Source organism: Pseudomonas sp. DR48 (assembly GCF_019823085.1).
Classification (GTDB): Bacteria; Pseudomonadota; Gammaproteobacteria; order Pseudomonadales; family Pseudomonadaceae; genus Aquipseudomonas.
In genome coordinates this window covers 1,541,621-1,563,337 of the sequence record NZ_CP081946.1, presented here as the reverse complement: position 1 = coordinate 1,563,337, position 21,717 = coordinate 1,541,621, and the positions used below count along the sequence as shown (strand labels likewise).

At 58.3% G+C, this 21,717-nt stretch carries 22 protein-coding genes and 1 pseudogene; 15 read left to right on the top strand and 8 right to left on the bottom strand.

Annotated features, from left to right (window positions below; translation table 11 throughout):
- Position 1: 1 nt before the first annotated feature.
- Entirely contained in the window at positions 2-580 is a 579-nt protein-coding gene (locus K5K95_RS07210; protein WP_222588903.1) for a DUF6436 domain-containing protein, read from the bottom strand.
- A 96-nt stretch (positions 581-676) separates the two neighbouring features.
- Between K5K95_RS07210 and K5K95_RS07205 the strand changes: the two genes are divergently transcribed.
- Positions 677-1,624: an alpha/beta hydrolase gene (locus tag K5K95_RS07205; RefSeq protein ID WP_222588902.1), complete on the top strand. Its 948-nt coding sequence runs from the start codon at positions 677-679 to the stop codon at positions 1,622-1,624.
- 120 nt (positions 1,625-1,744) lie between these two features.
- On the opposite strand, the gene K5K95_RS07200 is transcribed toward K5K95_RS07205, so the two are convergent.
- Positions 1,745-2,497 carry a DUF2059 domain-containing protein gene (locus K5K95_RS07200; RefSeq protein ID WP_222588901.1) on the bottom strand — a complete coding sequence of 251 codons (753 nt, stop codon included), beginning with the start codon at positions 2,495-2,497 and terminating at the stop codon, positions 1,745-1,747.
- Positions 2,498-2,620: 123 nt separating this feature from the next.
- On the opposite strand from K5K95_RS07200, the gene K5K95_RS07195 reads away from it, so the two are divergent.
- Both K5K95_RS07195 and K5K95_RS07190 read left to right on the top strand, forming a co-directional pair.
- Positions 2,621-3,253 (top strand): 2OG-Fe(II) oxygenase, encoded by a 633-nt coding sequence (locus tag K5K95_RS07195; protein ID WP_222588900.1) that lies wholly within the window; start codon positions 2,621-2,623, stop codon positions 3,251-3,253.
- Between the two features lie 2 nt (positions 3,254-3,255).
- Positions 3,256-3,741 (top strand): DUF523 domain-containing protein, encoded by a 486-nt coding sequence (locus K5K95_RS07190; RefSeq protein WP_222588899.1) that lies wholly within the window; start codon positions 3,256-3,258, stop codon positions 3,739-3,741.
- Between the two features lie 124 nt (positions 3,742-3,865).
- On the opposite strand, the gene K5K95_RS07185 is transcribed toward K5K95_RS07190, so the two are convergent.
- Positions 3,866-4,453, bottom strand: coding sequence for a transporter substrate-binding domain-containing protein (locus K5K95_RS07185; protein WP_222588898.1), 588 nt, complete (start codon positions 4,451-4,453; stop codon positions 3,866-3,868).
- Between the two features lie 136 nt (positions 4,454-4,589).
- Here K5K95_RS07185 and K5K95_RS07180 point away from each other — a divergent pair, with 136 nt between their 5' ends.
- Entirely contained in the window at positions 4,590-5,015 is a 426-nt protein-coding gene (locus K5K95_RS07180; RefSeq protein WP_222588897.1) for a DUF4399 domain-containing protein, read from the top strand.
- A gap of 62 nt (positions 5,016-5,077) precedes the next feature.
- Here the strand turns inward: K5K95_RS07180 and K5K95_RS33520 are convergent.
- Positions 5,078-5,197 (bottom strand): annotated as a pseudogene (locus K5K95_RS33520) (hypothetical protein); the annotation flags it as partial.
- Positions 5,198-5,397: 200 nt separating this feature from the next.
- Here K5K95_RS33520 and K5K95_RS07175 point away from each other — a divergent pair.
- Together K5K95_RS07175 and K5K95_RS07170 are read left to right on the top strand one after the other, a co-directional pair.
- Complete coding sequence (locus K5K95_RS07175) at positions 5,398-7,170, top strand: S-type pyocin domain-containing protein (RefSeq protein ID WP_222588896.1); 1,773 nt, start codon at positions 5,398-5,400, stop codon at positions 7,168-7,170.
- Positions 7,170-7,442, top strand: a complete 273-nt coding sequence (locus tag K5K95_RS07170) for a hypothetical protein (RefSeq protein ID WP_222588895.1) — start codon at positions 7,170-7,172, stop codon at positions 7,440-7,442. Before K5K95_RS07175 ends, K5K95_RS07170 begins: the two co-directional genes overlap by 1 nt.
- 181 nt (positions 7,443-7,623) lie before the next feature.
- Here K5K95_RS07170 and serA read toward each other — a convergent pair whose 3' ends face one another.
- On the bottom strand, positions 7,624-8,853 hold the full coding sequence (gene serA, locus K5K95_RS07165) for a phosphoglycerate dehydrogenase (RefSeq protein WP_222588894.1): 1,230 nt from the start codon (positions 8,851-8,853) through the stop codon (positions 7,624-7,626).
- Between the two features lie 200 nt (positions 8,854-9,053).
- On the opposite strand from serA, the gene K5K95_RS07160 reads away from it, so the two are divergent.
- The 4 genes from K5K95_RS07160 to K5K95_RS07145 all read left to right on the top strand — a co-directional run bounded on the left by K5K95_RS07160 (position 9,054) and on the right by K5K95_RS07145 (position 13,293).
- Entirely contained in the window at positions 9,054-10,448 is a 1,395-nt protein-coding gene (locus K5K95_RS07160) for an FAD-binding oxidoreductase (RefSeq protein ID WP_090178428.1), read from the top strand.
- Positions 10,449-10,485: 37 nt separating this feature from the next.
- Positions 10,486-11,151, top strand: a complete 666-nt coding sequence (locus tag K5K95_RS07155; protein WP_222588893.1) for a fumarylacetoacetate hydrolase family protein — start codon at positions 10,486-10,488, stop codon at positions 11,149-11,151.
- 197 nt (positions 11,152-11,348) lie between these two features.
- Positions 11,349-12,272, top strand: a complete 924-nt coding sequence (locus tag K5K95_RS07150; RefSeq protein WP_222588892.1) for an SdiA-regulated domain-containing protein — start codon at positions 11,349-11,351, stop codon at positions 12,270-12,272.
- Between the two features lie 103 nt (positions 12,273-12,375).
- Positions 12,376-13,293, top strand: a complete 918-nt coding sequence (locus K5K95_RS07145) for an SdiA-regulated domain-containing protein (RefSeq protein ID WP_222588891.1) — start codon at positions 12,376-12,378, stop codon at positions 13,291-13,293.
- A gap of 127 nt (positions 13,294-13,420) precedes the next feature.
- Here K5K95_RS07145 and rpiA read toward each other — a convergent pair whose 3' ends face one another.
- On the bottom strand, positions 13,421-14,095 hold the full coding sequence (gene rpiA / locus K5K95_RS07140; protein ID WP_090188399.1) for a ribose-5-phosphate isomerase RpiA: 675 nt from the start codon (positions 14,093-14,095) through the stop codon (positions 13,421-13,423).
- Between the two features lie 145 nt (positions 14,096-14,240).
- Here rpiA and ilvA point away from each other — a divergent pair, with 145 nt between their 5' ends.
- Positions 14,241-15,755 (top strand): threonine ammonia-lyase, biosynthetic, encoded by a 1,515-nt coding sequence (gene ilvA, locus K5K95_RS07135; RefSeq protein ID WP_222588890.1) that lies wholly within the window; start codon positions 14,241-14,243, stop codon positions 15,753-15,755.
- A 39-nt stretch (positions 15,756-15,794) separates the two neighbouring features.
- Positions 15,795-16,220 carry a DUF2269 domain-containing protein gene (locus K5K95_RS07130; protein ID WP_222588889.1) on the top strand — a complete coding sequence of 142 codons (426 nt, stop codon included), beginning with the start codon at positions 15,795-15,797 and terminating at the stop codon, positions 16,218-16,220.
- A 93-nt stretch (positions 16,221-16,313) separates the two neighbouring features.
- On the opposite strand, the gene K5K95_RS07125 is transcribed toward K5K95_RS07130, so the two are convergent.
- Positions 16,314-16,970, bottom strand: a complete 657-nt coding sequence (locus tag K5K95_RS07125) for an HAD family hydrolase (RefSeq protein WP_222588888.1) — start codon at positions 16,968-16,970, stop codon at positions 16,314-16,316.
- Between the two features lie 143 nt (positions 16,971-17,113).
- On the opposite strand from K5K95_RS07125, the gene K5K95_RS07120 reads away from it, so the two are divergent.
- Complete coding sequence (locus K5K95_RS07120; RefSeq protein WP_007945562.1) at positions 17,114-17,593, top strand: RNA pyrophosphohydrolase; 480 nt, start codon at positions 17,114-17,116, stop codon at positions 17,591-17,593.
- 22 nt (positions 17,594-17,615) lie between these two features.
- A complete protein-coding gene (gene ptsP / locus K5K95_RS07115; RefSeq protein WP_222588887.1) occupies positions 17,616-19,895 on the top strand; it encodes a phosphoenolpyruvate--protein phosphotransferase in 2,280 nt (759 codons plus the stop codon).
- Positions 19,896-20,000: 105 nt separating this feature from the next.
- Here the strand turns inward: ptsP and K5K95_RS07110 are convergent, their stop codons facing one another.
- A complete protein-coding gene (locus tag K5K95_RS07110; RefSeq protein WP_222588886.1) occupies positions 20,001-20,747 on the bottom strand; it encodes an NRDE family protein in 747 nt (248 codons plus the stop codon).
- Positions 20,748-20,880: 133 nt separating this feature from the next.
- On the opposite strand from K5K95_RS07110, the gene K5K95_RS07105 reads away from it, so the two are divergent.
- Positions 20,881-21,663, top strand: coding sequence for a sulfite exporter TauE/SafE family protein (locus K5K95_RS07105; RefSeq protein ID WP_222588885.1), 783 nt, complete (start codon positions 20,881-20,883; stop codon positions 21,661-21,663).
- The last annotated feature ends 54 nt before the right edge of the window (positions 21,664-21,717 follow it).

The window sequence follows — 21,717 nt, the reverse complement described above, 5'->3', positions numbered from 1 at the left end:
CTTACTTCACATCCGCTTGCCAAGGGCAGTAGCAGCCGACGGCCAGCGTATGGGTCGCGCCTACCGTGCGACCTTCGCTCAGTGCTTGCAGAATGGGTTCGATAAAGCTGTTGTTCGAATTGCAGGTCAGGCCTTCGCTGTACGGGCCGAAATACGCCAGTTTGCCGCTGCGGTCCCAGATCGCCACCGCAGGGCTTGCGGGGATCTGTTCGGAACCCGGGAGTACGCTGATGGTTTTCAGGCGGCTCAGGGTGCTGGGCAACTGACCATGGCTGCCGGGCTTTTGTACCGAATAAAACTCGACGCCGCGCGACGCATACTGCTCAACCAGTTCGGTCAGGTGTTGCTGGTTGCCGACATTGCACGGGCAGGCAGGATCCCAAAAATGCACCAGGCGGATGGGGCCGGGGCCGGCGAGCTCGTCGGGCAGGCGCAGCGGATCGCCTGAAAACACGGCGGTGTGTGAACTGAACGCGCGCAGGTAGCGACCCTGAAACCAGTCATACGCAGCCCACAACACGCCAGCACACACGAGGGCGAGCAGGCTGGCAAGCAGTGTGGTGCGATAGGCCGGACGCATGGGTTTCAATCCTCGAAGGTCGGCTAGCTTGCCATGCTTGCCGCGACAGATGAATATCGCAGGCCCATAAAGTCTGTTTAGCGTCTGGAATCGTACATGCCTGCCACTTTCGACCCCGATCATCTGCGCGCCAGCTTGCGGCCATTGGCCGAGTGGCAGCCGCTTTCGGCAGAAGCCCTGGCGTACCAGCGGTTTTACGGGCTGGAATTCGCCGGGCGAACGCTGCGTCGCGGGCTTGGGCGTTTCGAGGTCGATGGCTATCAAGTGGTCAGCCAGGTCTGGTGGCCCGAGCAAGCGAAGGCGACGCTGTTTCTGTTCCACGGCTTCTACGATCACACCGGACTCTATCGGCATGTGATCGAGTGGGCACTGGATCAAGGCTTTGCGGTGATTGCCTGCGACTTGCCCGGCCATGGTTTGTCCAGTGGCGAGCGAGCCAGCATCAAGGATTTCGCCGAGTATCAGCACACCCTGCAAGGGTTGTTTACCGACGCCGTGGCCCTCGATTTGCCGCAGCCGTGGCACTTGTGCGGGCAAAGTACCGGCGGGGCGATCGTGATCGATCATGTGCTGAATCAGGGGGCAAGCAGCCCGGCCCAAGGGCAGTTGATTTTGCTCTCGCCGCTGGTTCGGCCGCGCGCCTGGGGCTGGTCGCAGCTCAGCTATTACCTGCTCAAACCCTTCGTCAAAGCGATCGCCCGACGCTTCAGCGAGAACTCCAACGACCCTGACTTCTTGCCGTTCCTGCAAGCCGATCCGTTGCAGCCGTTACGACTGCCGACTGCCTGGGTCGGTGCACTGGCGCGGTGGATCAAACGCATCGAAGCCGCACCAAACAGTCCGCGACGTCCATTGATCGTGCAGGGGCAATCGGACATGACGGTGGACTGGGAGCATAACCTTGAGGTGTTGAAGGCCAAGTTCGATCGGCCGCAGGTGCTGATGCTGCCGCAGGCGCGGCATCATCTGGCGAATGAGACGCTGGCGTTGCGGGAGGAGTATTTCGGGTTTTTGAGCAAGCGGATCAAAGGGCGAAATATTTAGCGACTGTCAGGGCCTCATCGCGAGCAAGCTCGCTCCCACATTAGACCGAGTACGTCTGGATAACTCGGTCAACTGTGGGAGCGGGCTTGCTCGCGATAGCGATCTATCAGGCACCGAAGATTACTGGGAAAGACTCGAAGTCTCCTGTCCCACCGCCAGCCCTGCCCGAATCGCCGCCAACGCTGCCTGATAATAAGCCTTGCCCTCGGCGGACTCGGCAAACGTGGCGAACTCTTCCAGTTCTTCATCCGACAGATCGCGATAGACATACAGCAGCGTGTTGTTCAGGTCTGCGCCGATCTGGTCCATCAAGCGCTGGCGCTGACCATTGAGCATGCCTTGCGCCTGACCATTGCCGAGCAAACCGGGAATCATCGAGCTGAGGCTGTCCGCCGCAACGCCGGCGATCGCCAGGCTGACCTCGGCACCGGCCTCGCGGGCGGGCAGGGCCTGGGCCAGATGGCCGATGATCAGTGTGCGGCTGTCACTGGCTTGAATCTTGGGTAACCCCTTGGCATTTTTCGCCAGCTGATCGCGGCGCGTCGCCAGCAGTTCGGCGGCGACGATTTTTTTGCCCAAGGGGGATTGAAAGAAGGTCAGCGCGGGTTTCGGATCGGTGAGGCTTTTGCGCAATTGTGCTTCGGCGCGTTGATCCACAGCCTGAGGAGCGAAACGCTGATTGCTGTTGTTGACCAGGGCCTGAAACACCGCCGGTGGCAGGCTGTTCTGGTAGCGCTGCTGCGCCGCCGAGAGCGCGTCGTTGAAATGCGCGCGCTGATCTGGCCAACCGGCGACCTTGTACAACTGGTCGTGGCCGTCTGCCCATGCGGGCAAAACACAGAGTATCAGCAGTGAAAAAAGCAAACGGCGCATAGGGACTCCTGTCAGCAGGCGACTATTCTCCGTGCGGCTTTCGTACTTGTCGAGAATTCGTATCAGTAATCCGACAAATCCTCCGCTGCGCGGCTCTGTCGGATTTGCAGGCACAGGAATACTATGCGCGCCATGCAAATATCCTCTGATCACCCGCTGCTGTTACGTATCGTCGACGACCTGGCCGAACGCGGCTGGTCGCAGCAGAATATCTTCCTGCCTCTGGATCTGACCCGAGTGTTGGCGGCTGAGTGCCATAAACGTGCAGCCGAAGGCGAATTGGCCCCGGCGGCCGTCGGGCGCGGGCCGACGTCGGAGATTCGCGAGGGGATTCGCGGCGACCATATTCAGTGGCTTGAACCCGGTGAGAATGAGGCTTGCGACCGTTATCTGAGCTTGATGGACAGTCTGCGCGAGGCGATGAATCGCGGGTTGTTCCTGGGACTGGAAGACTTCGAAAGCCATTTCGCGCTGTACCCGCCCGGCGCCTTCTACCTCAAGCATGTCGACCGTTTCCGCGATGACGATCGGCGCATGGTGTCAGCGGTGATCTACCTTAATGACGCCTGGTTGCCCGAGCACGGTGGCCAGTTGCGCATGTACCTCGAGGGAGGCGTCGAACACGATGTGGTGCCCACCGGCGGATGCCTGGTGGTGTTTCTGTCGGGCGAGGTGCCCCATGAAGTCCTGCCCGCGACCCGGGATCGCCTGTCATTGACGGGCTGGTTCCGGCGCCGTGGTAACGAGCCGTTCTGAGCATGCAGAAAATTCTGGTAAGCCGCTGCCTGTTGGGCCACCGCGTACGTTACGACGGCGGGGCGAGCGGGCCGTTTGATCAGCTTCAACAGTGGCTCGACGAAGGTCGCGTCGTGCCGTTGTGCCCGGAAGTCGCGGGAGGCTTGCCGACCCCCAGAGCGGCAGCGGAAATCCCCGGCGGGCAGGGCGCCGAAGTGCTCGATGGCCATGCGTCGGTGATCACGACCGCGGGCGAGGATGTCAGTGCGGCGTTTCTATCCGGGGCTTATCAGGCGCTGGAGCTGGTGCAAAAGCACGGCATCCGCATCGCGGTGCTCAAGGCCAACAGCCCGTCCTGCGGGAATCTGTTCACGTATGACGGGACGTTCAGCGGCGTGAAAGTCAGTGGCGAAGGGGTGACGGCAGCGTTGCTCAAGCGCAATGGCGTTCAAGTGTTCAGTGAACTGGAGCTGGCCGAAGCGGCGGATGCCCTGGCAGCCCTGACCTGACGTCCTGCATAGAACCCCTGTGGGAGCGGGCTTGCTCGCGAATGCGGTGTGTCAGTCGACATCTCTATCAACTGACACACCGCATTCGCGAGCAAGCCCGCTCCCACATTAGATTTACAGCGTCTTATGGTTTGGACTCCTCGCCCGCCTCGGCTCCAAACCATTTCTGCTCCAGCTTCTGCAGTCGCCCATCCGTCTTGATCCGCTGCAAGGCGTTTTCCAGGCTGGCGTGGAACGCCGGGTTACCCTTCTGAAACGGAATCGCCAGGCTCACGGCCGGGGCGGCTTTGGGCTTTTCTTCCGTCAGCGACTGCACCAGCAGAATTGAACGCGGTGTGTCGTCTTTCTGCGCGATCAATTGCGCATGGGTGCGAATGTAAGGTTCGGTGAAGTCGAAACGATCCTTCAAATCCGGGGTCATTTCTATGTGGTTGATGGCGATGTCGTACTTGCCGGTTTCAACACCGGACAACAGGTCGCTGGAGTCAGTCACGACGAAGTCGGTTCGCACATCGAGCTCGCTGGCCAGTAGTTGGCCCAGTTCGACTTCGAAGCCCGTGAGTTTGCCGTCGTCCTTGAAATTGAACGGCGGTGTATTAGCCTCAAGGGCAATGCGCAGTTCGCCACGGTCGTTTACATCGTCAATCAGTTCGGCATGAGCCAAAGGGCTCAAGAGGGGTAGCAGGCAGATCAGGCCAGGCAAAAAGCGCATGGTCACTCCTTTGAATACATTTATTGCGATGCTCTGAGTCAGGCTCGCTTTGCTATGGTTGTCGAGTGCCTTCGACAACAAATGGCCGTGAAGTTGTCATGGCCACGCCGATTTTACGGAAAAACTGGAGAAGAGAATGAAAACGTTTATGTCACGAGCAGCATTGGCTGGCCTGTTGATGGGTGTGTCGGTGCTGGCCAGCGCTGCGACTCCGGCGCCGAAAGGTGCGGAAGTGTTCATCGTATCTCCCGAAGACGGCGCCACTGTCCCGGAAAACTTCACCGTCAAATTCGGTGTCAAGGATGTCTCGCTGGCTCCGGCCGGTGATGTGACCAAGAACACCGGTCACCACCATCTGCTGATCGATGTCGACAAAATGCCTGCCGCCGGCGCGCCGATTCCGAATGATGCCAACCACATGCACTTCGGCAAGGCGCAGACCCAGGCTGAAATCAAATTGGCCCCGGGCAAGCACACCTTGCAGCTGGAGTTGGGCGACAGCGGCCACATGCCGTTCGATCCGCCAATCGTGTCGAAGCAGATCACCGTCAACGTAAAGTGACAGTGTAGCGCCTATGAAAAAGGAGCCCCGAAGGGCTCCTTTTTTTTTCGCTCAAGTCGCTATCAGAACAACACACGGCAACGGATGGTGCCGTTGATGTGCTGCAGCTTCTCTTGTGCCATTTCCGAGTACTCGGCGTCGACGTCGATTACCACGTAGCCGACTTTCTCGTTGGTCTGCAGAATCCACCAAAGAATTTCTGCCGGAAATCGGATTTTTTGATGTAAGACTTTTTACCATAGATAGTAGTTGTATTGAATTTTACGTAATTTTTAATCACGGAATATGCAGTAAAAATTTTACTGTTGATAGGGTGCCGTTGTTGCGGCATAACTTAGGTGTTTTTACCAAAGGGAATTCAATTTATTGCAAGGGATGCTGCATGCAAAAATCTATCGCTTTTCCTCCGCCTTTGAAATCGTCGAGCGGTCTGCTCAACGAACACAAGAAATATCCAGAATATATTTCAGGTTTAGACAGTGCTCTAAGCTGGGACGGAACTCTCCCTGAAGTCGCTGTGGCTTACCGTATTGAAACTATCGATAGAGAGCGCGACACATACTCAAAGTTGGTAGCCATAGGGCATTCGGTGCAAGATCAGATAGGAAGCGTTTTTTCGAATAGCACGGCGAGTGTGCGAAGTGAAATAGAGGAGCGCTTAAGTTCAGCTGTTGACACCCATCCATTTAATGATCTGGAGGGCACTTTAAAAAAGAAAGTGGTTATTGTCGAGCTTCTGCAACAAATCAAGATGAATAGAAGCTGGTATGAGGCGAATATATTTGCTGGCATAGATTTATTGTCATTGGACAGTATGGAAAATGCCGAGGCATTCGCCGCTAGTTTGGATACGGCAGAAGACGAGGAAGAACGCCGAGGCTATTACGAAAATTTTCTGAGATCGCTGACAGCCGCCTACGTTAAACGAATCCTTGCCGAAGCTGTTTCAATTTTAGAGGACGCTTCGCCAGCAATAGATGCTGCGATCCATTCTGCCTTGGCTAGAGGTGAAACTGCCTACAGCTTCAATTTAACCTTTAGTCAATCCGCACAGGTGGTAACTGTGGCGGGGGCCGCCACTCTCCAAAACGCGGAAGGTTGGACCTTCGAGGCAGCGATCCGTAAAGGCACTCTGTTGTTGACCGGTTTGGGAGAAGCACTTCTCAGTCGAGCGACGGCGATCGGGATCGGCACTTTGCTCTATTCACCCGCTCTGGGTAACGGCGAGCGATATCCTCAAACGGTTCTCAAATTATCGGGTAGTGCAGTCTTGCCAGGTGCACCGACTAACCTGAATGAAATCGCCGCTGTCGAAGGAACCATCGATCTTCCCTATCGGATTTATGGTGACCTTGGCCAATACACGCTCGTTGCAACACCGAAGGGAGGAAGCGTTTCGCCAGCGGTACCAGTTCGTGCGCTGGAGTTCGACCAGAAGACGAACAGCTACAGTTTCACCTCCGCCGACACACCGCCCATCACCCTCAGTTTTCCAATTATCCACTGGGGTAACAGTTCGACAACTTCACCTGCCAGACCCGTGGAAGTGCCGCGTTACAGTGGCGTTGAGCTGTTGCCACTACTCGTGCAGCCCGAACCATTGCCTGCGTCCGAGTTACCGGATTTCAGGGATTGTATTTACTGCTTTCCGATCAGCAGCGGCCTAGCGCCGATTTACATTGTTTTCAATAGCCCTTATGAAGGGGCTACCACTAGAGGGAAGTACAGCGGCCGATTGTTTAATCCTGCCCAGGCTGGAGGCCCAATCCTGGTTCTGGATTGGACCAATACTAGCGTCACGAAAGCGGGTATTGATCTTGTCAAATTGCATACGGGCCGCTTCGAACCTTCTGATGCCAATGCAATCATGGTTGATCGCTTGGAAAGGATACTTGAGGGTAAATTAGTAGTCACGGCTACCGACAAACGTTTCTATACTCATGAGTTGAGAGAGCTTGAGCGTTTCAGAATATTAGGTGTGGTGGATGGCGTAAGGCCGAATGATGAAGGTGCTACTTGGAATAATACCCACGCGGCGACTTTGGAAGACTACAAACTCAAGGATGCTTCTGAATTGCTCTACACACCTGATGCTTTAGAGGCGGATGAAAAGCAGCGGGAAAAAATGTACAAACAACTGGGCGGAGTAAAATAATGGGTGTCATAAAAGAAATTGTGCTCAACGAAGAGCCCGAAGAGGTGATTCTATTTTTCACGAAGCCTGAGTTAGGTATCTCGCTTCCTCAACTGGACAGATTTTACAATATGGCTGGATGGGCGCATGTGGGAGACAATATGGGGCTGTTGAACCTCGTGAGAAATATGCGTGATGCTGGTTATGTAGAATTTAGTGGGGGCGGAATTGTGAGGGGGGCTAATTGGAGAGAACCTATATTCATGGTCGAGGGAAAATATACTTTTGATTGATGTTACTAAACATTATTAACCTTTCGGGGGGCGATAAATAACATCTATTATTTGGGAAATTTCCAGTTTTCTGATGCTGGTGATTAGATTCTGCCTAGTTTAGATAAATTTACGATTGTTCCGAACAAGAACATGAAAAAGGGAGCCCTAAGGCTCCCTTTTTTTGTCGCTCAAGTCGCTATCAGAACAACACACGGCAACGGATGGTGCCGTTGATGTGCTGCAGCTTCTCTTGCGCCATTTCCGAGTACTCGGCGTCGACGTCGATTACCACGTAGCCGACTTTCTCGTTGGTCTGCAGGAACTGACCGGAGATGTTGATACCGTTTTCGGCGAAGACCTTGTTGATCTCGCTCATCACACCCGGGATGTTCTCGTGGATGTGCAGCAGACGGTGCTTGCCAGGGTGAGCCGGCAGGGCCACTTCCGGGAAGTTTACCGACGATACCGAGGTACCGTTGTCGCTGTACTTGACCAGCTTTTCCGCCACTTCCAGACCGATGTTGGCTTGCGCCTCAGCGGTGGAGCCGCCGATGTGCGGGGTCAGGATCACGTTGTCCAGGCCACGCAGCGGGCTTTCGAACTCTTCGTCGTTGGAGCGAGGCTCCACCGGGAACACGTCGATGGCCGCGCCGATCAGGTGCTTGTCCTTGATCGCGTCCGCCAGGGCGTCCAGTTCGACCACGGTGCCGCGCGCGGCGTTGATCAGGATGCCGCCCTTCTTGATGGCGCGGATTTCCTTCTCGCCGATCATCCACTGGGTCGCAGCGGTTTCCGGAACGTGCAGGGTGACGATGTCGGACATGCCCAGCAGTTCGTGCAGGTTGCCGACCTGGGTGGCGTTACCCAGTGGCAGCTTGGTCACGGTGTCGTAGAAATACACCTGCATGCCCAGGCCTTCAGCCAGGACCGACAATTGAGTACCGATCGAACCGTAACCGACGATGCCCAGCTTCTTGCCGCGGATTTCGAAGGAGTTGGCAGCGCTCTTGATCCAGCCGCCACGGTGGCAGGAAGCGTTCTTCTCAGGGATGCCGCGCAGCAACAGGATCGCTTCGGCCAGCACCAGCTCGGCAACGGAGCGAGTGTTGGAGTACGGCGCGTTGAACACCGCGATACCGCGTTCGCGAGCAGCGTTCAGGTCGACCTGGTTGGTGCCGATGCAGAAACAGCCGACAGCGACCAGTTTCTTCGCGTGATCGAAGATTTCTTCGGTCAGTTGAGTGCGGGAGCGAATGCCGATGAAGTGCGCATCAGCGATCTTTTCCTTGAGCTGGGCTTCCGGCAGAGAACCTGTAAGGTACTCGATGCTGGTGTAGCCCGCCGCCTTGAGGACGTCGACAGCCGATTGGTGGACGCCTTCGAGAAGAAGGAACTTGATCTTGCTCTTATCGAGAGAAGTCTTGCTCATCTGCGTAAACCTGTATCCCGGAGAAAAATGGCAGGAAGCCAGCAGACGCTGACCCGGACGGCAAGAATGCCGTCGCCGCAGAAGGCCGTTGGGCACTATGCTGCGGGGTCGGTATGCTAGCATATGCACCCCGCTAAACACTCATTCCTGCGACGTGAAGCGTTCTCAGGATGACCATGAATTGTTCGAGAGTTCTGTCGATGACCAATCCTGCCTTGATTGAAGAGCTGAAGACCCTGGTTGAGCCTGGCAAGGTGCTGACCGATGCCGACTCCCTGAATGCTTACGGTAAGGATTGGACCAAGCATTTCGCCCCGGCCCCGACTGCCATTGTGTTCCCCAAGACCACCGAGCAGGTCCAGGCCATTGTGCGCTGGGCCAATGAACACAAGGTGGCGCTGGTGCCATCCGGTGGTCGCACCGGGCTTTCCGCCGCGGCGGTCGCCGCCAATGGCGAAGTCGTTGTGTCCTTCGACTACATGAACCAGATTCTCGAAGTGAACATGACCGACCGCACCGCGGTCTGCCAGCCAGGCGTGGTCACCGAACACTTGCAGAACGTCGCCGAAGAGAAAGGCCTGTATTACCCGGTGGACTTCGCTTCGGCGGGTTCCAGCCAGATTGGCGGCAATATCGGCACCAATGCCGGCGGGATCAAGGTGATTCGCTACGGCATGACCCGCAACTGGGTGGCAGGCATGAAGGTCGTCACCGGCAAGGGCGATCTGCTCGAACTGAACCGCGACCTGATCAAGAACGCCACCGGCTACGACATGCGTCAGCTGTTCATCGGCGCTGAAGGCACCCTCGGTTTTGTGGTCGAAGCGACCATGCGCCTGGACCGTGCCCCGAAAAATCTCACCGCGATGGTGCTTGGCACCACTGATTTCGACTCGATCATGCCGGTACTGCACGCCTTCCAGAGCAAGCTCGACCTGACCGCCTTCGAATTCTTCTCCGATAAAGCCCTGGCCAAGGTCATGGCGCGCGGTGATGTGCCGGCGCCATTCGAAACCGATTGCCCGTTCTACGCGCTGCTGGAATTCGAAGCGACCACCGAAGAAGTGGCCAACCACGCCCTGGAAACCTTCGAACACTGCGTTGAGCAGGGCTGGGTGCTGGACGGCGTGATGAGCCAGAGCGAAACCCAACTGCAGAACCTGTGGAAGCTGCGCGAATACATCTCCGAAACCATTTCCCATTGGACGCCGTACAAGAACGACATTTCGGTCACCGTATCGAAAGTCCCGGCGTTCCTGAAGGAAATCGACGCGATCGTCGGTGAACACTATCCGGATTTCGAAATCGTCTGGTTCGGTCACATCGGCGACGGCAACCTGCACTTGAACATCCTCAAGCCGGATAACCTGAGCAAGGACGAGTTCTTCGCCAAGTGCGCCACCGTGAACAAGTGGGTGTTCGAAACCGTCGAGAAGTACAACGGTTCGATATCCGCCGAACACGGCGTGGGCATGACCAAGCGGGATTACCTGACCTACAGCCGCTCGCCGGTCGAGATCGAGTACATGAAAGCGGTCAAGGCGGTGTTCGACCCGAATGGCATCATGAACCCGGGCAAGATTTTCGCTGTTTGACTTTCGAACTTAAGCGCTACGAACCAGGAGTCGGTCAATGAGCTATCAGCACCAGTATGTCGACGGCACGCGTATTCATTTCCCGCTAGGGAAAGTGGTTTGTATCGGCCGCAACTACGCCGAACACGCCAAGGAACTGGACAACCCAGTGCCTACCGAGCCGTTGCTGTTCATCAAGCCGGGCAGTTGCGTGGTGCCGCTGGAAGGCAGTTTCAGCATTCCGACCGAGCGCGGTTCGGTGCATTACGAAGCGGAAATTGCCGTGTTGATCGGCAAGCCTCTGTCGACCAAGCCAAGCCGTGAAGAAGTGCTGGATGCGATTTCCGGTTTTGCCCCGGCCCTGGACCTGACCCTGCGCGACAAGCAGGCCGAGCTGAAATCCAAAGGCTTGCCATGGGAAATCGCCAAGTCCTTCGACGGTGCGGCAGTGATTGCGCCGTTCGTGGCCGGCAGCACCTTTGCCGACCTGACCGACATCGGCATCCGCCTGACCATCAATGGTGAAGTGCGCCAGGATGGCAACAGCAAAGACATGCTCAATCCGATCGTTCCGATGATCCAGTACATGGCCGGCTGCTTCTCGCTGCAGGCCGGTGATGTGATCCTGACGGGCACCCCGGTGGGCGTCGGTCCGCTGAATGTTGGTGATGACATCGTGCTGGAATTGCCGGGCGCCAGCCGCTTCACCAGCAGCGTGCGCTAACCGAAACACCGCAAACCCTGTGTGGGAGCGGGCTCGCTCCCACATTGTTTCTTGTGGTCTCAGGTCTGGCAGCGGAAGGGTCATCCGCCATTTGCCGTTTTTTTCACGTCGTCTCTGGATAATTCCGCGGATCCGGGCCTCCCAGCCGGCCCACTTGTGCTATTACCTTTAGCCTGAATTTCTGGAACGGACCCCGAATGGCCACCCAACCGCTGCCCACTTTCAAAACTTCCCGTCGCTCACGGTTCGCCTTGCGTTGGTATATCTGGCTGCTGGTGGCGGCCGTCGCATACGGCGTCGCCTTTGCAATGCATTGGGATGATCGCGGCGTACTCTGGGTTAAAGAGCAATTCAAGAGCCCGGCCGAGCGTCAGGCCAGTGTCTGGCTACCGGATTACCGAGCGGTGATCGACGGCAAATTGCTGCCGGGTATGGAAAAGGACGAAGCCTCGGACCTGGCCTACGACCCACAGACCAAGACACTGTTTTCGGTCATGGGCAAAAATCCGTTCCTCGTCGAGCTGAACTTGCAAGGCGACGTGCTGCGCAAAATGCCCTTGGTGGGCTGGAGCAACCCGGAAGGCGTCACCGTGCTGGGCAATGGCCTGCTGGCGATTGTCGATGAGCGCTCGCACTTGATCACCATCGTCAAGGTCGATGCCGACACCCGTGAATTGAACATCGATAATTTTACGAAGTACGATCTTGGGCCTTCGAAAGACCAGAACAAGGCCTTTGAAGGTGTCACCTGGGATTCGCAAAACCAGCAGCTGCTGCTGGGCGAAGAGCGTCCGCCGGCATTGTTTGCCTGGAAAGGTGACGGCCGAGTCCTTACCGGTGACAAGCTGAAGCTGGCCAGCCATGCGCTGGACATGCGCAACCTGTCGGCCCTGGCCATCGACCCGCGCACCGGCCACATGCTGGTGCTGTCCGCCGACTCTCACTTGTTGATGGAACTGGATAAAAAGGGCGAACAAGTCAGTTTCATCGCCCTGCTGGGTGGCTTCAACGGCCTGAAGAACACCATTCCACGTGCCGAAGGCGTGACCATGGACGAGGCGGGTAACCTGTACATGGTGAGTGAGCCGAACCTGTTCTACCGCTTCGAAAAGAAGAAGTAATCGCCACACACCCGCTGTTGTGGTCGCAAGCCACTGGCCATTAAGCTTGAGTTCATACGGGCGTGATATTTCATCCGCCCGTTTTGTTTTCGAGCTCGCCTGAATGCGTCGACTTGCGCGTCCCAAACTCCTCATTTTGATCCTGTCAGTGATTGCGCTGATCGCTCTGATTGCGGTCGGCCAATACATGCGTCTGTTCGAGCGTGCGTGGTTCAACCTGAATACGCTTTGGCAGCCGCAGAGCAGCGAATCCATCGGTCTGGATCAATTCCGAGTGGACATCGATGCACGGGTGATCGACGGGCTGGACGATAATGTCTCCGCGCTGACGTTTGATCCGGTGCGCAAAAGCCTGTTCACGGTTACCAACAAAAATTCAGAGCTGGTCGAGCTGTCCCTTGAAGGCAAAATCATGAAACGCGTGGCGTTGATTGGTTTTGGCGACCCGGAGGCGGTGGAGTTCATCAGCGCCGACACCTACGTGATCACCGACGAGAGCCAGCAACGGCTGATCAAGATTCACCTTGAGAAAGACACGGCGTTTCTCGATGCCGCGGATGCCGAGCAGATGACCCTCGGCGTGCATATGGGCAGCAACAAGGGCTTCGAAGGCCTGGCTTACGATTCAGTGGGCAAGCGCCTGTTTGTGGCCAAGGAGCGCGACCCGATGCTGATCTACGAGGTGCAGGGCTTCCCGCATTACAACCCGGAGAAATCCTACGCTGTGCACGTGGTCAACAACCCCAAGCGTGATGCAGGAATGTTCGTGCGAGATCTTTCCAGTCTGCAATACGACGAGCGCAGCGGCCATTTGCTGGCGCTATCCGACGAGTCTCGATTGATTCTGGAGCTGGATGTCGATGGGCGACCGCTCAGCACCCTGTCCCTGAGCAAGGGGCGTCAGGGGCTGCAAAAGTCAGTGCCACAAGCGGAAGGCATCGCCATGGATGACGACGGCAACCTGTACCTGGTGAGCGAGCCAAACCTGTTTTACGTCTTCAAAAAACCAGCACAGCCCTGACCTGCACCACAAAACCACTGTGGGAGCGGGCTTGCTCGCGAATGCGGTGTGTCAGTCAATAAAGATGTCGACTGACCCACCGCATTCGCGAGCAAGCCCGCTCCCACAAGTTTTTTTTGCGTTGGGATTACTTGGCGCGCAGGGTTTTGACGCCTTCGCTGGTGCCCAGCAGCAGCAGATCCGCCGGACGTGCCGCGAACAAGCCGTTGGTGACCACGCCAACAATGGCGTTGATCTGCTTTTCCAGCTCTACCGGGTTGGTGATCTGCATGTTGAAGACGTCGAGGATGATGTTGCCGTTGTCGGTCAGCACGCCTTCACGGTAAACCGGGTCGCCGCCGAGCTTCACCAGTTCGCGGGCCACGTGACTGCGGGCCATCGGGATCACTTCGACCGGCAGCGGGAACGCGCCGAGTACCGGCACCAGTTTGCTGGCGTCGGCGATGCAGATGAAGGTCTTGGCCACGGCGGCCACAATCTTTTCGCGGGTCAGGGCTGCGCCGCCGCCCTTGATCAGGTGCAAATGCTCGTCGCTTTCGTCGGCACCGTCGACGTAGAACTCCAGGTCGCTGACGGTGTTCAGTTCATACACCGGAATGCCGTGGCCCTTGAGGCGGGCGGCGGTGGCTTCGGAACTGGCGACGGCGCCATCGAACGCGCCCTTGTGCTGGGCCAGTGCATCGATGAAGCAGTTGGCGGTGGAGCCGGTGCCGACCCCGACGATGCTCTTGTCGTCGAGTTTCGGGAGGATGAAGTCGACGGCGGCCTGAGCCACTGCCTGTTTGAGTTGATCCTGGGTCATGCGGGCTCCGAAGCGGGCAAGGGGAACGGAAAGGCCGGCATTATAGCCCCTTGCCCGGCTAAAACCTCTGGATTCGTGTGGTCGCCCGCCTAAAAGCCGGGTTAGACTCGTTGGCCCTGCCCAACCCGCTCAGTGATGCTTTCCGATGCTCGAACAGTACGTCAAAAAGATCCTCACCTCGCGCGTTTATGACGTTGCCGTAGAAACCCCATTGCAGACTGCCCGTCAGCTCTCCGAGCGGCTGGGCAACAGTGTCTGGCTCAAGCGCGAAGACTTGCAGCCGGTGTTCTCGTTCAAGATTCGCGGCGCCTACAACAAGCTCACCCAGCTGAGCGATGAAGAGCGCGCACGCGGCGTGGTCACCGCCTCGGCGGGCAATCACGCGCAAGGCCTGGCCCTGGCGGCGAAAGTGTTGGGCGTGAAAGCCACCATCGTGATGCCCAAGACCACCCCGGAAATCAAAGTCGAAGGCGTGCGCTCCCGTGGCGGCAAAGTGGTGCTGCACGGGGATTCGTTCCCCGAAGCCCTGGCTTACTCGCTGAAACTGGTCGATGAAAAAGGCTACGTCTACATCCACCCGTATGACGATCCGCACACCATTGCCGGGCAGGGCACGGTGGCGATGGAAATTCTGCGTCAGCACCCGGGGCGTCTCGATGCGATTTTCGTTCCGGTCGGTGGCGGCGGGCTGATCGCCGGCATCGCGGCGTATGTGAAATACCTGCGCCCGGACATCAAGATCATCGGCGTCGAGCCGGACGACTCCAACTGCCTGCAAGCCGCCATGGCGGCCGGCGAGCGCGTGATTTTGCCGACCGTGGGTATCTTCGCCGATGGTGTTGCAGTGGCCCAGATCGGTCAGCACACCTTCGAAATATGCAAAGACTATGTCGACGATGTCATCACCGTCAGCACTGACGAAATTTGCGCGGCAATCAAGGATATCTACGACGATACCCGCTCGATCACCGAACCTGCTGGCGCGTTGGGCGTGGCGGGGATCAAGAAGTACGTCGAACTCAATGGTGTCACCGGGCAGACCTTCGTCGCCATCGACTCGGGCGCCAACGTCAACTTCGACCGCTTGCGCCATGTCGCCGAGCGAGCGGAGCTGGGCGAGGGGCGAGAAGCCATCATCGCCGTGACCATCCCCGAGAAGCCGGGCAGCTTCAAGGCGTTCTGCGAAGCCATCGGCAAGCGCCAGATCACCGAATTCAACTACCGCTACAACACCGGCAGCGAAGCGCACATCTTTGTTGGCGTGCAGACGCACCCGGAAACCGACCCGCGCAGTGCGCTGATCGCCAGCCTCGGCGAGCAGGGTTTCCCGGTGCTGGACCTGACCGACAACGAACTGGCCAAACTGCACATTCGCCATATGGTGGGCGGTCGTGCGGCCCATGTGGTCGATGAAGTGATTCTGCGCTTCGAATTCCCGGAGCGTCCGGGCGCGCTGTTCAACTTCCTCAACAAGCTGGGCGGGCGCTGGAACATCTCGATGTTCCACTACCGCAACCATGGCGCGGCGGATGGCCGTGTGGTCGCGGGTCTGCAAGTGCCGCACGATGAGCGTCACCTGGTGCCGGCAGCGCTTGAGGAAATTGGCTACCCGTACTGGGACGAAAGCGACAACCCGGCCTATCAGCTGTTTCTCGGCTGAGCGGCTACGCTGATGGGCAGCCCATAAGGAAATCGAACAATGGAAACGTTAACCGCCCTGAAAGTGGCTCACGTCGTGTCGACGGTCGTGTTGCTGCTGTGTGCGTTGGGCATGGGGATCTGGGTCTGGCGCACGCGGCGTAATGGCGATCCGACGGCGCCCGCGCGCACATTGCAGCGGCCGCGAGGGCTTGTCTGGCTGCTGATGGGGCTGGCATTGCTGAGCATGCCGGTCACGGGATGGTGGATGGTGCATCTGGTGGGCTGGCCGTTGGGGCAGACCTGGTTGCTGGCGTCCAGCGTGCTCTACACCGTGGCGGCGTTGGCATGGTTCTGGATGCTGGTGCGGCTTAACAAGCTGCGCAAGGCGCAGGGCGGTAATGGCAAGTTCACTTTCGCCCTCGCGCTGCTCAGCTTTGTCTGCTTTATCGCTATTGCCGGGTTGATGGGTGCCAAGCCGGTTTAAGGCTTTAAACCGCATCGACCCAATCTCGAGCAGGCTCGCTCCCACATTGGAATGCGTTCCCCTGTAGGAGTGAGCCTGCTCGCGATAGCAGTTTTAGTCGCGCAACGAAATCACCGGCCAGCCACGTTTCTCGGCTTCGGCACGCAGATTAGGATCAGGATCGACTGCAACCGGATTCGCCACTTCCTCCAGAAGTGACAAATCATTCATCGAGTCGCTGTAGAAGTAGCTGTCTTCCAGCGAATGCCCGGTCTCTTCCAGCCAGCGATTGAGTCGCGTCACCTTGCCTTCGCGAAAGCACGGAACGTCGGTGCTGCGCCCGGTATAACGGCCGTCGATCATTTCGCATTCCGTGGCGATCAAGGTTTCGACCCCGAGTCGCTGGGCAATCGGCCCGGTTACAAAACGGTTGGTGGCCGTGATGATCACCAGTTTGTCGCCGGCCTCACGGTGTTTACCCAGCAGCTCGATAGCTTTGGGCAGCACGATCGGTTCGATGCAATCGCGCATGTAATCCAGGTGCCATTGGTCCAGGGTGGCCATCTCGGTGCGGCCGAGGACCTCCAGGCAGAAGTTCAGGTAAGCGTCGTTGTCCAGCTTGCCGGCCAGGTAATCCTGGTAGAACTCGTCATTGCGAGCCTTGTAGGCCACGGCGTCTAGAAGGCCGCGCTCGCACAGGTAATCGCCCCAGGCGTGGTCGCTGTCGCCGCCCAGGAGGGTGTTGTCCAAGTCGAATAAAGCCAGGCGCATTGCAGTTACTCGCTGAAAAGTCTGTAGAAAGGTGCCCAGAATACGGACTTTTCACAAGAGTGCACATAAGCTCGGTCGGCTCGTTGCTGCCTTCACAACCTTTGTGGAACAATGCGGCGACATGCGTTTGCGAGGTTGTTGCCGTGATCGACCCCGATGGTTTCCGCCCCAATGTCGGGATCATTCTCACGAATGATGCCGGACAGGTGCTATGGGCTCGCCGTATCAATCAAGATGCCTGGCAGTTTCCACAGGGGGGGATCAACCCTCAGGAGACGCCGGAAGACGCCTTGTACCGCGAGTTGAACGAAGAAGTGGGGCTTGAGCGCGAAGATGTTGAAATTCTCGCCTGCACCCGGGGCTGGTTGCGCTATCGTTTGCCGCAACGTCTGGTCAGGACGCACAGCCAACCGCTGTGCATCGGCCAGAAACAGAAATGGTTTCTCCTGCGCCTGATCTCCAACGAGCAGCGGGTGCGGATGGATTTGACCGGTAAACCGGAATTCGATGGCTGGCGCTGGGTCAGCTATTGGTATCCGTTGGGCCAGGTGGTGACATTCAAGCGCGAGGTGTATCGACGCGCTCTCAAAGAGCTTGCCCCGCGCCTTTTAACGCGCGACTGACGACGGAGTTCGACCCCGAGCCATGCTCAATACGCTGCGCAAGATCGTCCAGGAAGTTAACTCCGCCAAGGATCTCAAGGCGGCGTTGGGCATTATTGTATTGCGCGTCAAAGAGGCCATGGGCAGCCAGGTCTGCTCGGTCTACCTGCTTGACCCTGAGACCAACCGCTTCGTGCTGATGGCTACCGAGGGCTTGAACAAGCGCTCGATCGGCAAAGTCAGCATGGCACCCAACGAAGGTCTGGTCGGCCTGGTCGGCACGCGTGAAGAACCCCTGAACCTCGAAAATGCCGCGGATCACCCGCGCTACCGTTACTTCGCCGAGACGGGTGAAGAGCGCTATGCCTCTTTCCTCGGGGCGCCGATCATTCACCACCGCCGCGTCGTCGGCGTGTTGGTCATTCAGCAAAAGGAACGCCGCCAGTTCGATGAAGGTGAAGAAGCCTTCCTCGTGACCATGAGCGCGCAGCTCGCCGGCGTTATCGCCCACGCCGAGGCCACCGGTTCGATCCGTGGCCTGGGCCGTCAGGGCAAAGGCATCCAGGAAGCCAAGTTCATCGGCGTACCGGGTTCGCCGGGTGCGGCGGTCGGTACCGCGGTGGTCATGCTGCCGCCGGCCGATCTGGACGTGGTGCCGGACAAGACCATTTCCGACATCGACGCCGAACTGGCGTTGTTCAAGACCGCCATCGAAGGCGTGCGCGCCGACATGCGAGCGTTGTCGGCCAAATTGGCCTCGCAGCTGCGTCCCGAAGAGCGGGCCTTGTTCGACGTCTATTTGATGATGCTCGACGATGCCGCACTGGGCAACGAAGTCACGACCGTGATCAGGACTGGCCAGTGGGCCCAGGGTGCGTTGCGCCAAGTGGTCACTGAGCACGTCAACCGTTTCGAATTGATGGACGACGCCTACCTGCGTGAGCGCGCCTCGGACGTCAAGGACCTTGGCCGGCGTTTGCTGGCGTATCTGCAGGAAGAGCGTCAGCAGAATCTGGTTTACCCGGAAAAAACCATTCTGGTCAGCGAAGAGCTGACGCCGGCAATGCTCGGCGAGGTGCCGGAAGGCACGCTGGTCGGTCTGGTCTCGGTCCTCGGCTCGGGTAACTCCCACGTCGCGATACTCGCCCGGGCGATGGGCATACCGACGGTGATGGGTCTGGTCGACCTGCCGTACGCCAAGGTCGACGGCATCGAATTGATCGTCGATGGCACCCGCGGCGAGGTCTATACCAACCCAAGCGAAGTGTTGCGCAAGCAATTCGCCGAGGTGGTGGAAGAAGAGAAACAACTGGCGCTCGGTCTCGACACCCTGCGCGACCTGCCGTGCGTGACCCTCGATGGCCACCGCATGCCGCTGTGGGTCAACACCGGCCTGCTGGCGGACGTGGCGCGGGCGCAGAAACGCGGCGCTGAAGGCGTCGGTCTGTACCGCACCGAAGTGCCGTTCATGATCAACCAGAGGTTCCCCAGCGAAAAGGAGCAGTTGGCGATCTACCGCGAGCAACTCGCCGCGTTCCACCCGCAACCGGTAACCATGCGCAGCCTGGACATCGGCGGTGACAAGGCGCTGTCGTATTTCCCGATCAAGGAAGACAACCCGTTCCTCGGCTGGCGCGGCATTCGCGTCACCCTCGACCACCCGGAAATCTTCCTGGTCCAGACCCGCGCCATGCTCAAGGCCAGCGAAGGCCTGAACAACCTGCGGATTCTGCTGCCGATGATCTCCGGTACTCACGAACTCGAAGAAGCCCTGCACCTGATTCACCGGGCCTGGGGCGAAGTCCGCGACGAAGGCACCGACGTGCCGATGCCGCCGATTGGGGTAATGATCGAGATTCCGGCGGCGGTGTACCAGACCAAGGAATTGGCGCGGCAAGTGGACTTCCTGTCCGTGGGTTCGAACGACCTTACCCAGTATCTGCTGGCCGTGGATCGCAACAACCCGCGAGTGGCCGACCTCTACGATTACCTGCACCCGGCAGTGCTTCAAGCCTTGCAGAACGTGGTGCGCGATGCCCACGCCGAAGGCAAGCCGGTGAGTATCTGCGGTGAGATGGCCGGTGACCCGGCGGCTGCCGTGCTGTTGATGGCGATGGGTTTCGACAGCCTGTCGATGAACGCCACCAACTTGCCGAAAGTGAAGTGGATGCTGCGTCAGATCAACCTGAGCAAGGCCAAGGAATTGCTCGCCGAGCTGATGACCATCGACAACCCGCAGGTTATCCACAGCTCGCTGCAACTGGCGCTGAAGAACCTCGGGTTGGCACGGATGATCAATCCGGCTTCGGTCAAAACCCTTTAAACGGCTGATGGCCCCATCGCGAGCAAGCTCGCTCCCACCATTGAAATGCATTCCAATGGTGGGAGCGAGCTTGCTCGCGATGGGGCCAGTCCAGTCAACAATGAACTAAACCCTGATCTCCACTTCCCCCAAGTGCCCGCCATACGGCCCGAAACTTCTTTCGACCATATGCCGCGTCCCGTCCGCGTGAACAATCAACGCCGTACTTGCTCGCGTCCCATAAGTCGGACTGGCAATAAACACGCTCGACAACAATGTCTCAGTCGCCAAACCCACTCCGGTATCTGGCAGCTCGGCAAAGGGCGCTGTCTGCGGATCATTCAGCAAGGCCAGCAAAGCCTGGGGCTGTGGATCTTCCAGCACGGTCTCCAGTGCCGCTCGCGCCTTGAGCAGTTTTGGCCACGGCGTATCCAGCCCGGCGTTCGACAACCCATAGACACCCGGTGGCAGCATCACCGCCTCAGGCTCCCGGGCATTGAAGTGCCACAACTCATTGGCGTTGCCGATCAGCAGGTTAAACCCGGCGTATTCGAGTGAACGTCTGACAACATCGTCTAAGTAGTCGTCAATCGACATCTCGCCCAACAGAAAACCCGCCACCAGCTCACCCCGTGATTTGCGCGAGGGCGGTTGATGCGGATCGCGAATATTGGTCAGCGCCGCGAAGCGTCCATTGGCGCCGATACCGAGCCAAGTACCGCCAGCTTCCAGGTCGCGCCCGGCATAGACGTGGGGCGTGTGCGGCCATTGCGCCAGCGGCTGGCTGGGCCGGGCATAGAATTCGTCGCGGTTGGCCGCGACGATCAGCGGTTGGGCGTGACCCGGCCGCCAGGCGAAAACAATCAGGCACATAAGGTGGTCCTTGTGTGTTTTTTGCTCACTTTACGCAGACATCTTGCTTCTATCCATCGCCATCCAGTGGAGCCTTGGCCCCTGCATCCGTTACCATGCCGCAGCTTTTTTTGAGAAGCACATAGGGAAGGTCATGGAATTTCTGCTCTATCTGGCGCTGGGCGCCTGCGCAGGCGTGCTGGCCGGGCTGTTCGGGGTTGGCGGCGGGATCATTATTGTCCCGGTGCTGGTGTTCAGTTTTACCCTGCAAGGCTTCGATCCATCGATCCTGACCCACCTGGCGGTCGGTACCTCCCTGGCCACGATTATCTTTACGTCGGTCAACGCGGTGCGCGAACACCATCGTCGCGGCGCTGTGCGCTGGCCGATATTTGTCTGGCTGACCGTCGGTATTCTGATCGGTGCCGGTTTCGGCGCGTTGACGGCGGAAGCTATCTCCGGCCCGAACCTGCAAAAGATCATCGGCGTGTTCGCGCTGGTCATCGCCGCGCAACTGGCGCTGGATGTCAAACCCAAGGCCAGCCGAACGGTGCCGGGTAAAGTGGGTCTGACCGTGGCCGGCAGTGTGATTGGCTGGGCTTCGGCGATTTTCGGCATTGGCGGCGGCTCGCTGACCGTGCCGTTCCTGACCTGGCGCAGCGTGCCGATGCAGCAGGCCGTGGCGACATCATCGGCCTGCGGGCTGCCAATTGCCCTGGCCAGTGCGTTAAGTTTCATGATTCTGGGGTGGCACGATCCATTGCTGCCGGCCCATAGTCTCGGTTTCATTTATTTGCCGGCGTTGTTGGGGATTGCCCTGACCAGCATGTTCTTTGCCCGCATTGGCGCGCGACTGGCCCACAGGCTGTCGCCGAAGTTGCTGAAAAGACTGTTCGCCGCTTTGCTGTTCTGCGTGGGCCTGAATTTTCTGCTCTGACCCTTTCCGCAATCCTGGCTTAATCCTGGCGTGACAGCGTCGCCCGGGAATTTT

Excerpts from the sequence above, each read along its gene's own strand:
- K5K95_RS07210 (WP_222588903.1), bottom strand. The coding sequence starts at position 580 with ATGCGTCCGGCCTATCGCACCACACTGCTTGCCAGCCTGCTCGCCCTC.
- K5K95_RS07205 (WP_222588902.1), top strand. The coding sequence starts at position 677 with ATGCCTGCCACTTTCGACCCCGATCATCTGCGCGCCAGCTTGCGGCCA.
- K5K95_RS07200 (WP_222588901.1), bottom strand. The coding sequence starts at position 2,497 with ATGCGCCGTTTGCTTTTTTCACTGCTGATACTCTGTGTTTTGCCCGCA.
- K5K95_RS07195 (WP_222588900.1), top strand. The coding sequence starts at position 2,621 with ATGCGCGCCATGCAAATATCCTCTGATCACCCGCTGCTGTTACGTATC.
- K5K95_RS07190 (WP_222588899.1), top strand. The coding sequence starts at position 3,256 with ATGCAGAAAATTCTGGTAAGCCGCTGCCTGTTGGGCCACCGCGTACGT.
- K5K95_RS07185 (WP_222588898.1), bottom strand. The coding sequence starts at position 4,453 with ATGCGCTTTTTGCCTGGCCTGATCTGCCTGCTACCCCTCTTGAGCCCT.
- K5K95_RS07180 (WP_222588897.1), top strand. The coding sequence starts at position 4,590 with ATGAAAACGTTTATGTCACGAGCAGCATTGGCTGGCCTGTTGATGGGT.
- K5K95_RS07175 (WP_222588896.1), top strand. The coding sequence starts at position 5,398 with ATGCAAAAATCTATCGCTTTTCCTCCGCCTTTGAAATCGTCGAGCGGT.
- K5K95_RS07170 (WP_222588895.1), top strand. The coding sequence starts at position 7,170 with ATGGGTGTCATAAAAGAAATTGTGCTCAACGAAGAGCCCGAAGAGGTG.
- serA (WP_222588894.1), bottom strand. The coding sequence starts at position 8,853 with ATGAGCAAGACTTCTCTCGATAAGAGCAAGATCAAGTTCCTTCTTCTC.
- K5K95_RS07160 (WP_090178428.1), top strand. The coding sequence starts at position 9,054 with ATGACCAATCCTGCCTTGATTGAAGAGCTGAAGACCCTGGTTGAGCCT.
- K5K95_RS07155 (WP_222588893.1), top strand. The coding sequence starts at position 10,486 with ATGAGCTATCAGCACCAGTATGTCGACGGCACGCGTATTCATTTCCCG.
- K5K95_RS07150 (WP_222588892.1), top strand. The coding sequence starts at position 11,349 with ATGGCCACCCAACCGCTGCCCACTTTCAAAACTTCCCGTCGCTCACGG.
- K5K95_RS07145 (WP_222588891.1), top strand. The coding sequence starts at position 12,376 with ATGCGTCGACTTGCGCGTCCCAAACTCCTCATTTTGATCCTGTCAGTG.
- rpiA (WP_090188399.1), bottom strand. The coding sequence starts at position 14,095 with ATGACCCAGGATCAACTCAAACAGGCAGTGGCTCAGGCCGCCGTCGAC.
- ilvA (WP_222588890.1), top strand. The coding sequence starts at position 14,241 with ATGCTCGAACAGTACGTCAAAAAGATCCTCACCTCGCGCGTTTATGAC.
- K5K95_RS07130 (WP_222588889.1), top strand. The coding sequence starts at position 15,795 with ATGGAAACGTTAACCGCCCTGAAAGTGGCTCACGTCGTGTCGACGGTC.
- K5K95_RS07125 (WP_222588888.1), bottom strand. The coding sequence starts at position 16,970 with ATGCGCCTGGCTTTATTCGACTTGGACAACACCCTCCTGGGCGGCGAC.
- ptsP (WP_222588887.1), top strand. The coding sequence starts at position 17,616 with ATGCTCAATACGCTGCGCAAGATCGTCCAGGAAGTTAACTCCGCCAAG.
- K5K95_RS07110 (WP_222588886.1), bottom strand. The coding sequence starts at position 20,747 with ATGTGCCTGATTGTTTTCGCCTGGCGGCCGGGTCACGCCCAACCGCTG.
- K5K95_RS07105 (WP_222588885.1), top strand. The coding sequence starts at position 20,881 with ATGGAATTTCTGCTCTATCTGGCGCTGGGCGCCTGCGCAGGCGTGCTG.